Below are 12,284 nucleotides of genomic sequence, written 5' to 3' on the forward strand. Positions count from 1 at the left end.
CCCGTGCCCCACGTACCGCACAGCCCCGGCCCCGCCCCGCAGCGCCCCCGCCACCGCGAGCACCGCCGCCCCCGGATACCGCTCCGACCCGGCCACGACGCCCACCACCCCGCGCCGGTACTTGTCGCTCTCCGCCCCCGGAACCGGCAGCAACGCGGCCACGTCCGCATGCTGCAGCGCCTCGACGTCCGCTTCCACCGCTTCGAGATCCAGCCCCAGCTCGACCAGCCGCACGGCCCCGACGTACTCCCGCGCGGGGTCGATCAGCAGCCCGGGCTTGTACGTACCGAAGGTGACCGTCACATCGGCGCGCACGCACTCCCCCCGCACCTCCCCACTGTCCGCCTCGACCCCGCTGGGCAGGTCCACGGAGACGACAACCGCCCCCGAGCCCCGCGCGGCCCGCACCAACGGCACAGCGGCTTCCCGCAACCCACCCCTGCCCCCAATCCCGGTGATCCCGTCGACCACAAGATCCGCACGCGCAAAATCCGCACGCGCAAGATTCGCCCGCGCAAAATCCGCACCCGCAAAATCGGCACCCGCAAGACCCACACCCGCATCACCGGCCGCCACCACGGTTCCCCCAGCCCGCCGCAACGCGGCCAGCCCACCCCCATGCGCCCGCTCCGCATCGAGCAACACCGCAGCGACCCCCGCCCCCCGCCGGGCCAGCCGCGCCCCCGCGTACAGCGCGTCGCCCCCGTTGTCCCCACTCCCGACGAGCAGCACAACCCGCGATCCGTAAACCCGTCCCAGCAGCCCCGCACACACCGCCGCGAGCCCGGCCGCGGCCCGCTGCATGAGCGCACCCTCAGGGAGGCGGGCCATCAGCTCCCGCTCAGCGGTCCGTACGGTCTCCACGCCATAAGCAGCACGCATGAGCAAAGACACCTCACCTTTCGACCTCGACGTCGACCTCGACCTTCAGCCTTCGGCAATGACCACCGCAGATGCGATCCCCGCATCGTGACTGAGCGAGACATGCCAGGACCGCACCCCCAGGGCCTGCGCCCGCGCCAGCACCGTCCCGCTCACCCGCAGCCGCGGCTGCCCGCTGTCCTCGACGTACACCTCCGCGTCCGTCCAGTGCAGCCCGGCCGGCGCGCCCAGCGCCTTCGCGAGGGCCTCCTTCGCCGCGAACCGCGCGGCGAGCGAGGCGATTCCGCGCCGTTCACCGCTCGGCAGGTTCAACTCGCTCTCCAGGAACAGCCGGTCGGCCAGATGCGGCGTACGCTCCATCGACACCCGGAAGCGCTCGATCTCGGCGACGTCAATTCCCACACCAATGATCACGCGCTCACTCCACCGTCACGGACTTGGCCAGGTTCCGGGGCTGATCAACCTCATTGCCCCGGGCCGTAGCCAGCTCACAGGCGAAAACCTGCAACGGCACAGTGGAAACCAACGGCTGCAAAAGCGTCGGCGTGACGGGAATCCAGATCAGATGATCGGCGTACGGAACAACCGCCTGATCCCCCTCCTCCGCGATGACAATTGTCCGCGCCCCCCGAGCCCTGATCTCCTGAATATTCGACACGATCTTGTCGTGCAGAACAGACCGCCCCCGAGGCGAAGGAACAACAACGACAACCGGCAGATCATCCTCGATAAGCGCAATCGGCCCGTGCTTCAGCTCACCCGCGGCAAATCCCTCCGCATGCATGTAAGCGAGCTCCTTCAGCTTGAGCGCCCCCTCCAGGGCCACCGGATACCCCACATGCCGCCCCAGGAACAGCACCGTGTCCTTCCCCGCCAGCGACCGGGCCAGCTCGCGCACCGGCTCCATCGTCTCCAGGACCCGCTCCACCTGCCCCGAGATCGCGGACAGCTCGCGCACGACGCCCCGGACCTCGTCCCCCCACTTGGCCCCGCGCACCTGCGCCAGATAAAGCGCGACCAGATAGCAGGCAACCAATTGCGTCAAAAACGCCTTGGTGGAAGCAACGGCGACCTCAGGCCCGGCATGCGTATAAAGCGCCGCATCGGACTCCCGCGGAATGGTCGACCCATTCGTATTGCATACGGCCAGCACCTTCGCGCCCTGTTCCCGCGCATGCCGCAGCGCCATCAGCGTGTCCATGGTCTCGCCGGACTGCGAGATCGCGATCACCAGCGTCCGCGAGTCCAGAATGGGATCGCGATACCGGAATTCGCTCGCCAGCTCAGTCTCGCAGGGAATCCGCGTCCAGTGCTCAATGGCCAGTTTCGCGATCATCCCCGCATGAAAGGCGGTCCCACAAGCCACCACCACAACCTTGTCGACTTCCCGCAGCACGGCGTCAGGGATCCGCACCTCATCGAGGCGCAGCGAGCCGGCACCGTCGATCCGCCCCAGCAACGTGTCGGCGACAGCCTTCGGCTGCTCGGCGATCTCCTTGAGCATGAAGTAGTCGTAGCCGCCCTTCTCGGCCGCGGAGGCGTCCCAGTCGATGTGGTACGACCGCACTTCCGCCGGCGCACCGTAGAAATCGGTCACCGCGACCGACACCCCTGCCGCGCCGCCCCCGCCCTCTTCCCGCCGTACCTCGACGACCTGGTCCTGCCCCAGCTCGATCGCCGACCGCGTATGCGCGATGAACGCGGCCACGTCGGACGCGAGAAAGGCTTCCCCCTCCCCCACACCCACCACCAGCGGCGAGTTCCGCCGCGCCCCCACCACCACATCCGGCTCATCCGCGTGCACGGCGACCAGCGTGAACGCCCCGTCGAGCCGACGGCACACCAGCCGCATCGACTCCGCCAGGTCCCCGCACGAGGAGAAGGACTCGGCCAGCAGGTGCGCCACGACCTCGGTATCGGTTTCCGAGACCAGCTCGTGCCCGCGTTCGGCGAGCTCGGCCCGCAGCGACGCGAAATTCTCAATGATCCCGTTGTGTACGACGGCGACGCGCCCCGCGTTGTCCAGATGCGGATGGGCGTTGACATCCGTGGGCCCGCCGTGTGTGGCCCACCGGGTGTGCCCGATGCCCGTGGACCCGGCCGGCAGCGGCCGCCCAACCAGCTCCTTCTCCAGGTTGACGAGCTTGCCCGCCTTCTTCCCCGCGGCCAGCCCACCGTCGGCGAGGACGGCCACCCCTGACGAGTCGTAACCCCGGTATTCGAGCCGCTTCAGTCCCGCGACGACAACATCAAGCGCCGACTGCCCGCCGACGTACCCCACGATTCCGCACATGTCCGCACCCTACGGCCGACGGCCCCACGTGACCGAGCACACCACCCACGGCAGCCCCGTACACCGGACAATGGCCCTGTGATCACTTCGCCGCCACGAAGCACCCCGCCAGGCACCCCGCCGGGCACCCCCCGAGGCGCCCAGCGCCGGGCAGACGCTTCGCCGTACCTGGACCTCACCCGGGCGGAGTGGAGCGCGCTGCGCGAGAAGACCCCCCTCCCCCTCACCGCGGAGGAGCTCGAAAAACTCCGCGGCCTGGGCGACGTCATCGACCTCGACGAGGTACGGGACGTCTACCTCCCCCTCTCCCGCCTGCTCAATCTCTACGTACAGGCGACCTCGGGCCTGCGCGGCGCCCTGAACACCTTCCTCGGCGACGCGGCCAACGGCCACGGCTCCCAGCGCGGCACCCCGTTCGTCATAGGAGTGGCGGGCAGCGTAGCCGTGGGCAAATCGACCGTCGCCCGTCTCCTCCAGGCACTGCTGGCCCGCTGGCCCGAGCACCCCCACGTCGAGCTGCTCACCACCGACGGCTTCCTCTACCCCATGGAGGAGCTCAAGAACCGCGGCCTCCTGTCACGCAAGGGCTTCCCGGAGTCGTACGACCGACGAGCCCTCACCCGCTTCGTCGCCGACATCAAGGCGGGCAAGGACGAGGTCACCGCCCCCGTCTACTCCCACCTGATCTACGACATCGTGCCCGGCGAGCGCCTTACGGTCCGCCGCCCCGACATCCTGATCGTCGAGGGCCTGAACGTCCTGCAGCCCGCGCTCCCCGGCAAGGACGGCCGCACCCGGGTCGGTCTCGCCGACTACTTCGACTTCAGCGTGTACGTCGACGCGCGCTCCGAGGACATCGAGACCTGGTACCTCAACCGCTTCCGCAAACTGCGCGAGACGGCGTTCCAGGACCCCTCCTCCTACTTCAGGAAGTACACCCAGGTCTCCGAGGAAGAGGCCCTGGATTACGCCCGTACGATGTGGCGGACCATCAACAAGCCCAACCTGCTGGAGAACGTGGCGCCAACGCGCGGCCGTGCCACGCTGGTTGTGCGCAAGGGCCCCGACCACAAGGTCAAACGCCTCTCACTCCGCAAACTCTGAGGGATACACACCGTGCTTCACCTCCGCCTGATCGTCCCTGCCGACCGCACCGACGAGGTCGTAGGCACGGTGGAGAAGACGGTAGGCACCACACACATCGCCGTCATCCCCGGGGCTGCCCGCGCCCCGGCAGGCGACCTGATCATGTGCGATGTGGCGCGCGAGGCGGGCGACGACCTCATCAACACGCTCCGCGCGATGGGCATCGACGAATGCGGCTCGATCGCCGTGGAGAACATCGACCTCTCCCTCTCCACCCGCGCCGCGAAGGCGGAGAAGGACGCACCGGGCGAGGGCGCGGACGCGGTGCTGTGGGAGCAGCTGTCGGAGGCGACGCACGAGGAGTCGACGCTCTCCGTCACCTACATCGCGTTCCTGTCGCTGGCGACGATGATCGCAGCCTGCGGTGTGGTGCTCGACAACGCGATCCTGATCGTGGGCGCGATGGCGGTGGGCCCTGAGTTCGGCCCGCTGGCCGGCTTCTGCACGGCGCTGGTGCAGCGCGCCCCGAAGCTGGCCTGGCGCTCGTTCGCCGCGCTGATCGTGGGTTTCGCGGCGGCGATGGCGGTGACGGTCCTGTTCAGCCTCTTCATGGACGCGACGAACCTCTTCACCGAGACCATGCTGGCCGCGAAGCGCCCCAACACGGGCTTCATCTACGCCCCCGACTGGCTGTCGTTCGTAGTGGCCGTACTGGCGGGCGCGGCCGGCATGCTGTCCCTCACGTCGGCCAAGTCCGGCGCCCTGGTCGGCGTCGCCATCTCGGTGACAACGGTCCCGGCGGCGGCCAACGCGGCCGTGGCGCTGAGCTACGGCCAGGTGAAGCAGACGTGGGGCTCCTCCGAGCAGCTCCTGCTCAACCTGCTCGGCATCGTCGTCGCCGGTACGCTCACGCTGCTGGCCCAGAAGTACTTCTGGGCGAAGCAGCGCGAGCGTACCGCCGGCAAGAACGCCTAACCGAGCGCGGACTTCACCACATCGGCGAGCCGCCCCGCGACCGCCTTCGCCTGCTCGATGTCGGCCGCCTCGACCATGACCCGCACGAGCGGCTCGGTGCCGGAGGACCGCAGCAGTACCCGTCCGGTGGCGCCCAGCTCACGCTCGGCGTCGGCGACGGCGGCCGCCAGCTCGGCGGAGGTGGTGACGCGCGACTTGTCGACGTCGGGCACGTTGATGAGGATCTGCGGCAGCCGGCTCATGACCCCGGCGAGGTCCGCGAGCGTACGCCCGGTGGCGGCCACCCGCGCGGCCAGCATCAGGCCGGTGAGCGTGCCGTCGCCGGTGGTCGCGTGGTCGAGCACGATCACATGCCCGGACTGCTCGCCACCCAGGGCGTACCCCTCGGCCTTCATCGACTCCAGCACATACCGGTCGCCGACGGCGGTCTGTACGAGCTGGATGCCCTCGCGCTCCATGGCCAGCTTGAAGCCGAGGTTCGACATGACGGTGCCGACCACGGTGTTCTTACGGAGCTGACCGGCTTCCCGCATGGCGAGCGCGAGCACGGCGAGGATCTGGTCCCCGTCGACCTCACGCCCTTCGGCATCCACGGCCAGACACCGGTCGGCATCCCCGTCATGCGCGACACCAAGATCGGCGCCGTGCTCGACGACGGCGGCCCGGAGCATCTCCAGGTGCGTGGACCCGCACCCGTCGTTGATGTTCAGCCCATCAGGGTCGGCACCAATGGTGACGATCTCGGCGCCGGCCCGGGCGAAGGCCTCGGGCGATACGCGCGAGGCAGCCCCGTGAGCCTCGTCCAGCACGACCTTCACGCCGTCGAGCCGATTGGGCAGCACACCAATGAGATGGGCGATGTACTGATCCGCGCCCGCGTCGTAGTCGGAAACGCGGCCGACGCCCGCCCCGGTCGGCCGGGCCCAGGGCTCGCCGGTCCTGTGCTGTTCGTACACAGCCTCGATGCGGCGCTCCAGCTCGTCGGCGAGCTTGTGCCCACCGCGCGCGAAGAACTTGACACCGTTGTCCGGCATCGCGTTGTGGCTCGCGGAGAGCATGACGCCGAGATCGGCACCCAGCGCCCCGGTGAGGTAAGCCACCGCGGGGGTCGGCAGAACTCCGACCCGCAGCACGTCCACACCCGCGCTCGCGAGACCCGCCACGACGGCGGCCTCCAGAAACTCCCCAGACGCACGCGGATCACGTCCGACCACGGCGGTCGGCCGATGCCCCTCAAAGGTGCCCGCCTCGGCGAGCACATGCGCCGCCGCGACCGACAGACCGAGCGCGAGCTCAGCCGTCAGGTCCGCGTTGGCGACACCGCGCACACCGTCAGTGCCGAAGAGTCGTCCCACTGGTGTCCTCCGAAATGCTCCGAAAATGCACTACAAAGCCAGAAAGCCAGAAAGCGATAAACGAACGCCCCGGCAGCACACGAGGTGCCGCCGGGGCGAACGTCTGATACAGGCGAGCAGGCGGATTAGCGCTTGCTGTACTGCGGCGCCTTGCGGGCCTTCTTGAGACCGGCCTTCTTGCGCTCGACCGCACGGTCGTCGCGGGAGAGGAAGCCGGCCTTCTTCAGCGTGGCGCGGTTGTTGTCCACGTCCGCCTCGTTCAGCGCACGGGCGACACCGAGACGGAGCGCACCGGCCTGACCGGAGACACCGCCACCCGCGATGCGGGCGATGACGTCGTAGCGGCCGTCGAGCTCGAGCACCTTGAAGGGCTCGTTGACTTCCTGCTGGTGCACCTTGTTCGGGAAGTAGTCCTCGAGCGTACGCCCGTTGATCTTCCACTTGCCGGTGCCCGGAACGATCCGGACGCGGGCGATGGCGTTCTTGCGACGGCCCAGGCCGGCCGCGGGCTGCGGGTCGCCGAAGCGGCCCGCGAGCGACTCGGAGGTGTACTCACCCTCGACGGGCACCTCGGACTCGAACGTCGTCACCTCGGCGAAGGTCTCTTCAGCCTCGGTGCCCTCGACGGGGGTCTCTGCAGTGGTCTCGGCCACGATTCTCCTCAGATTTCTTTCGTTCTTAGGGGGGTGTGGCCGGAACTACTGCGCGACCTGGGTGATCTCGAACGGCACCGGCTGCTGGGCAGCGTGCGGGTGCTCGGGACCTGCGTAGATCTTCAGCTTCGAGAGCATCTGACGACCCAGGGTGTTCTTGGGGATCATGCCCTTGATGGCCTTCTCGACGGCCTTCTCGGGGCTCTTCGCCAGCAGCTCGTCGTAGCGCACCGAACGGAGACCGCCCGGGAAACCGGAGTGGCGGTACGCCATCTTCTGGGTCTTCTTGTTGCCGGAGAGGTGAACCTTCTCGGCGTTGACAATGATGACGAAGTCGCCCATGTCCATGTGCGGGGCGTAAATCGCCTTGTGCTTGCCCCGCAGGAGGTTGGCGGCAGTCGTCGCCAGACGGCCCAGGACGATGTCCTGCGCGTCGATGATGTGCCACTGGCGCGTGACATCGCCGGGCTTGGGGCTGTACGTACGCACGGTCGTAGCCTTCGCTTCTTCAGTGAGTGGGTCCTGACAAGGCCACCCGGACGATCACGACAGCCGTGGCGGCATTCGGGGACGCAACCCGTCTGCCTGCCGCTGGTCATCGGCCCGGTGGACCGGCGTAAGGGCCCCTCGCGTGAGAACGACCAAGCCAATACGCATAACGAACTGGAAGCCTACCCGCCTGCCCCCGTACGGGTCAAAACGGCCCGGCGGCACCCGCCCCAAGCCCCCGCCCACATTCGGCCACCCGGCTCGCGCCCCGCCCCCGGGCCCACTCCGACCCGCCCGACCCCGCCTCGCAGGCCGCGGTGCCAGGAGGGGACGTGTCGGGGCGCTCCCCGCAGGGCGTCGAGCGCAACGAGCCCGAACGAGGGAACACCTACCCGAACGTTCGGCGCCCGAGGAGACGCCCCGACGCGGCACCGACCCCAGAGCCCCGCACCGGGAGCCGGCCCAGGCCGCCGCCGGCGCCGCGCTACCGGACCCGCTCCACCCGCCGCTCGTCCCAAACCGGCTCCGCCGTCTCCCGGACAACGCCATCCGACCCAAACACGAGATACCGGTCGAAGGACTTCGCGAACCACCGGTCGTGCGTAACGGCCAGCACCGTCCCGTCGTACGCCTCCAGCCCCTCCTGCAGCGCCTCCGCCGACTCCAGGTCAAGGTTGTCCGTCGGCTCGTCCAGCAGCAGCGCGGTCGTCCCCTCCAGCTCCATCAGCAGGATCTGGAACCGCGCCTGCTGCCCGCCCGACAGCCGGTCGAACGCCTGATCCCCCTGCCGCTCCAGCTCATACCGCCGCAGCACGCCCATCGCCCCGCCCCGGTCCTTGGAGTGCTCGGACCACAGGATGTCGACGAGCGTCCGCCCGACCAGCTCGGGATGCGCGTGCGTCTGCGCGAAGTGCCCGGCCACCACCCGCGCGCCCAGCTTCCACTTCCCCGTGTGCGTGACGTTCTCCCCGGCGAGCAGCCGCAGGAAGTGCGACTTGCCGGATCCGTTCGACCCGAGCACGGCGACCCGCTCCCCGTAATAGACCTCCAGGTCGAACGGCTTCATCAACCCGACAAGCTCCAGCCCCTCGCACACGACGGCCCGTACCCCCGTGCGCCCGCCCCGCAGCCGCATCCGGATGTCCTGCTTCCGCGGCGGCTCCGGCGGCGGGCCCGCCTCCTCGAACTTCTCGAACCGCGTCCGCATGGCGCGGTACCGCGAGGCCATGTCGGGGCTGCTCGCCGCCTGCCCCCGCAGCCTCAGCACCAGCGCCTTGAGCCGCGCACGCTCCTCCTCCCACCGGCGCAGGAGCTCCTCGAACCGGGCGAACCGCTCGGCCCGCGCCTCGTGGAAGGTGTCGAACCCGGCGCCGTGCACCCATGCGTCGGCCCCCGTCGCGCCCGGCTCCAGGCTCACGATCTTGTCGGCGGCCCGCGAAAGGAGCTCGCGGTCGTGGGACACGAAGAAGACCGTCTTGCGGGTCTCCTTCAGCCGCTCCTCCAGCCACCGCTTGCCGGGCACATCCAGATAGTTGTCCGGCTCGTCCAGCAGCAGCACTTCGTCAGACCCCCGCAGCAGCGCCTCCAGCACGAGCCGCTTCTGCTCACCCCCACTGAGTGTCCGCACCTCGCGGAACTGCGCCTTGTCGTACCCGATCCCCAGCGCCGCCATGGAGCACATGTCCCAGACGGTCTCGGCGTCGTACCCGCCGACCTCCGCCCAGTCGGACAACGCCTGCGCATAAGCCATCTGCGCCTTCTCGTCGTCCACGGTCAGGATCCCGTGCTCGGCCCGGTCGACGGCCGCGGCGGCCTCCCGGATGCGCTCCTGGGACACCGAGACCAGCAGGTCCCGCACAGTCCGCTCGTCCTGTACGGACCCCACGAACTGCCCCATCACCCCCAGCCCACCGCTCACCGTCACCGACCCGCCATGCGGCTGCAGCTCCCGGGAGATCAGCTTGAGCAAGGTCGTCTTGCCCGCTCCGTTGGGCCCGACCAGGGCCACGACAGCGCCCTCCCCGACCCGGAAGGAAACGTCACCGAGCAGCGGCCGCCCGTCCGGCAGGTAGTACTCGACGTGTGCGGCCTCAAGATGTCCCATGCTCCGCATTGTCGCCGCCGTCCGCCGCATCACCCAACCGGATTAGGATGCGCGGCATGAGCTTTGGGCAAGGGGGGCCCTCCTGGGGTGGCCCCGAGGGACAGCAGAGCCCTCAGGATCCGTACGGAACGCAGACGACACCCGACACACCGGACTGGGCGGCACTCGCCGACGCCTCCGCCGCACGCGCCCGCCGCAAGCGGTGGATGTACATCGGCGGCGGCGTCCTGGCGACGGCGGTGGTCGGCGCGATCGTCGCCACAGCGGTGGTCACGACGAACGGCAACAACACAAACACCGACAACACCAACTCGGCGAGCGAGCTGCCGACCCCCGAGACCCTGCCGACGGAGTCCGTGCAGCCCGGCCCCTCCTTCTCCTCCCAGGCGCCCCCGCCCCCGCCGAACCCCAGGGACTTCATCTCCAGCGCGCAGAAGGACAAGCTGCCGCTGAGCGCCGACACCCTCTTCCCTGGCAAGAAACTGAAGATGGGCGACCGCGCGTACGCCAAGGGCGCGACGAACCGCACCACCAGCTGCTCCGCCGCCACCCAGGGCGCCCTGGGCTCCGTACTCGCCGCCAACGGCTGCGACCAGGTCATCCGCGCGACCTACTCGAAGGACGGCGTGGCCGTCACCATCGGCGTCGCGGTCTTCGACACCGCCGCCCAGGCCCAGAAGGCCAAGGAGCAGGCAAGCGGCGGTCTCGCCTCGCTCCCCGGAGCCGGCGTCCCGACCTTCTGCCGGGCCGGCGCGATCTGCCGCAAGACGACCAACGCCTACGGCCGCTACGCGTACTTCACCGTCGCCGGCTTCACCACGGGCAAGAACGTCACGGTGTCGGACAAGGACGTCTACACGACCGGCGACGACCTCGCGGAGTTCACCTTCCGCCAGATCCACCAGCGCGGAAAGACCCAGGCGTCAGCAGCAGCCGCCGCCGGGTGACCCGGGCAGCGTCCGCATGTTGCGGGCCTGCCGGGCACGAGCCGCCAGCAGCTCGTCAGCCGGATAGCCCACTTCTTCCAGCGTGAGGCCGTGCGGGCGTACGACATGGACAGCCGAGTCCCGTACGCCCGCCGCCAGCACCTTGCCCGGCCAGTCCGCGTCCCGGTGCCCGTCGCCCACGAACAGCATCGCACCCACCAACGACCGCACCATGTTGTGGCAGAAGGCGTCGGCGCGCACGGTAGCGGTGATCACACCGTCCGCCCCCCGCTCCCAGCTGAGCTCCTGCAAGGTCCGAATGGTCGTAGCGCCCTCACGCCTCCTGCAGTACGCCGCGAAATCGTGCTCCCCGACCAGCTTCTCGGCCGCCCGGTTCATGGCGTCGACGTCCAGCGGCCAGTCGTGCCAGAGCACATGTCCGCGCAGCAGCGGGTCGACTCCCCCGGGATTGTCGGTCACGCGGTACGCGTAGCGCCGCCAGACGGCCGCGAACCGGGCGTTGAACCCCGGGGGCGCCTCCGTCACCTTCCAGACCCGTACATCGTGCGGCAGCCGCCCCGCGAGCCGCCGCAGCAGCTTGTCGTGGTGCTCGGCCCACACGTCCTCCGGCAGGTCGACGTGCGCGACCTGGCCGCGCGCGTGCACGCCCGAGTCCGTACGCCCGGCGACCGTCAGCTCGTACGTCACCGTGGACCGCGTCACGGTCCGCAGCGCGTCCTCGATCTCACCGCAGACCGTGCGCCGCTCGGTCTGCTTCGCCCACCCGGAAAAGTCCTTCCCGTCGTACGAAAGATCCAGCCGCACCCGCACGAACCCGGGAGTCGCACCCTCAATGCCCTCGCTCACCCGCAAATCCTCCCAAAGCAACAAAAACCAGAACGGGCCCGCACCGCCCCGAAGGGTGATGCGGGCCCGCCCAGTGGTGTCAGAACGCTCAGGCGTCCTTGGACTCACCCTCGGCAGCCTCGGCGGCCGGCGCGGCGTCCTCGACAGCCTCGTCCTTCTTGAGGGCGTCTTCCTTGACCGCACGCTTCGTCGCGGCCTCGGCCTCACCGGTGGCGGCCTGCGCCACGGTCAGGGCCTCGACGAGCTCGATGACCGCCATCGGGGCGTTGTCGCCACGACGGTTGCCGATCTTCGTGATGCGGGTGTAACCACCGGGGCGGTTCTCGTACCGCGGAGCGATCTCGGTGAAGAGCGTGTGAACGACGCTCTTGTCCGTGATCGTCTGCAGCACCAGGCGACGGTTGTGGATGTCGCCCTTCTTCGCCTTGGTGACCAGACGCTCGGCGACGGGGCGCAGGCGGCGGGCCTTGGCCTCGGTCGTCGTGATGCGGCCGTGCTCGAACAGCGACTTCGCCAGGTTGGCGAGAAGCAGACGCTCGTGCGCGGCGCTGCCGCCCAGACGGGCACCCTTTGCGGGACGCGGCATGGTGTTTCTCCTAGTGTCTGCACCGGCCGTATCAGGTACCGGTGTCAGTTACCGACGAGCTAATGCCC

At 69.3% G+C, this 12,284-nt stretch carries 12 protein-coding genes; 3 read left to right on the forward strand and 9 right to left on the reverse strand.

Translation table 11 applies throughout. The annotated features are described in order from the left end of the window. The 3 genes from J7E89_RS16720 to glmS all read right to left on the reverse strand — a co-directional run. On the reverse strand, positions 1 to 882 hold an 882-nt coding region (locus J7E89_RS16720), incomplete at its 3' end, for an NAD(P)H-hydrate epimerase (protein ID WP_214974313.1). Between the two features lie 45 nt (positions 883 to 927). Further along, on the reverse strand, positions 928 to 1,296 hold the full coding sequence (locus J7E89_RS16725; RefSeq protein WP_214974314.1) for a holo-ACP synthase: 369 nt from the start codon (positions 1,294 to 1,296) through the stop codon (positions 928 to 930). A gap of 4 nt (positions 1,297 to 1,300) precedes the next feature. Then, positions 1,301 to 3,175: a glutamine--fructose-6-phosphate transaminase (isomerizing) gene (gene glmS / locus J7E89_RS16730; protein ID WP_214974315.1), complete on the reverse strand. Its 1,875-nt coding sequence runs from the start codon at positions 3,173 to 3,175 to the stop codon at positions 1,301 to 1,303. A 78-nt stretch (positions 3,176 to 3,253) separates the two neighbouring features. Between glmS and coaA the strand changes: the two genes are divergently transcribed. Beyond that, on the forward strand, positions 3,254 to 4,279 hold the full coding sequence (gene coaA / locus J7E89_RS16735) for a type I pantothenate kinase (RefSeq protein WP_374196830.1): 1,026 nt from the start codon (positions 3,254 to 3,256) through the stop codon (positions 4,277 to 4,279). Between the two features lie 12 nt (positions 4,280 to 4,291). Beyond that, the gene (locus tag J7E89_RS16740) at positions 4,292 to 5,236 is read left to right on the forward strand and encodes a DUF389 domain-containing protein (RefSeq protein WP_214974316.1); all 945 of its coding nucleotides are present in this window, start codon (positions 4,292 to 4,294) and stop codon (positions 5,234 to 5,236) included. Here the strand turns inward: J7E89_RS16740 and glmM are convergent. The 4 genes from glmM to J7E89_RS16760 form a co-directional block, all read right to left on the reverse strand. Further along, entirely contained in the window at positions 5,233 to 6,591 is a 1,359-nt protein-coding gene (gene glmM / locus J7E89_RS16745; RefSeq protein WP_214974317.1) for a phosphoglucosamine mutase, read from the reverse strand. The genes J7E89_RS16740 and glmM overlap by 4 nt on opposite strands. Positions 6,592 to 6,716: 125 nt before the next feature. Beyond that, the gene (rpsI, locus tag J7E89_RS16750) at positions 6,717 to 7,244 is read right to left on the reverse strand and encodes a 30S ribosomal protein S9 (protein WP_214974318.1); all 528 of its coding nucleotides are present in this window, start codon (positions 7,242 to 7,244) and stop codon (positions 6,717 to 6,719) included. Positions 7,245 to 7,289: 45 nt separating this feature from the next. Beyond that, on the reverse strand, positions 7,290 to 7,733 hold the full coding sequence (gene rplM / locus J7E89_RS16755; protein WP_214974320.1) for a 50S ribosomal protein L13: 444 nt from the start codon (positions 7,731 to 7,733) through the stop codon (positions 7,290 to 7,292). 484 nt (positions 7,734 to 8,217) lie between these two features. Next, the gene (locus J7E89_RS16760) at positions 8,218 to 9,846 is read right to left on the reverse strand and encodes an ABC-F family ATP-binding cassette domain-containing protein (RefSeq protein ID WP_214974321.1); all 1,629 of its coding nucleotides are present in this window, start codon (positions 9,844 to 9,846) and stop codon (positions 8,218 to 8,220) included. Between the two features lie 47 nt (positions 9,847 to 9,893). Here J7E89_RS16760 and J7E89_RS16765 point away from each other — a divergent pair, with 47 nt between their 5' ends. Then, a complete protein-coding gene (locus tag J7E89_RS16765) occupies positions 9,894 to 10,784 on the forward strand; it encodes a hypothetical protein (RefSeq protein WP_214974322.1) in 891 nt (296 codons plus the stop codon). Here J7E89_RS16765 and truA read toward each other — a convergent pair. Then, positions 10,761 to 11,630, reverse strand: a complete 870-nt coding sequence (gene truA, locus J7E89_RS16770; RefSeq protein WP_214974323.1) for a tRNA pseudouridine(38-40) synthase TruA — start codon at positions 11,628 to 11,630, stop codon at positions 10,761 to 10,763. The two genes, J7E89_RS16765 and truA, sit on opposite strands and share 24 nt — an antisense overlap. Before the next feature lie 88 nt (positions 11,631 to 11,718). Then, positions 11,719 to 12,216, reverse strand: a complete 498-nt coding sequence (gene rplQ / locus J7E89_RS16775; protein WP_214974324.1) for a 50S ribosomal protein L17 — start codon at positions 12,214 to 12,216, stop codon at positions 11,719 to 11,721. Positions 12,217 to 12,284: the final 68 nt, after the last annotated feature.

This window comes from Streptomyces sp. ISL-100, from assembly GCF_018614615.1.
Classification (GTDB): domain Bacteria; phylum Actinomycetota; class Actinomycetes; order Streptomycetales; family Streptomycetaceae; genus Streptomyces.

What these genes read in the sequence shown, in the direction of transcription:
- glmS (WP_214974315.1), bottom strand. Translation starts at nt 3,175, where the DNA reads ATGTGCGGAATCGTGGGGTACGTCGGCGGGCAGTCGGCGCTTGATGTT.
- J7E89_RS16760 (WP_214974321.1), bottom strand. Translation starts at nt 9,846, where the DNA reads ATGCGGAGCATGGGACATCTTGAGGCCGCACACGTCGAGTACTACCTG.
- J7E89_RS16765 (WP_214974322.1), top strand. Translation starts at nt 9,894, where the DNA reads ATGAGCTTTGGGCAAGGGGGGCCCTCCTGGGGTGGCCCCGAGGGACAG.
- rplQ (WP_214974324.1), bottom strand. Translation starts at nt 12,216, where the DNA reads ATGCCGCGTCCCGCAAAGGGTGCCCGTCTGGGCGGCAGCGCCGCGCAC.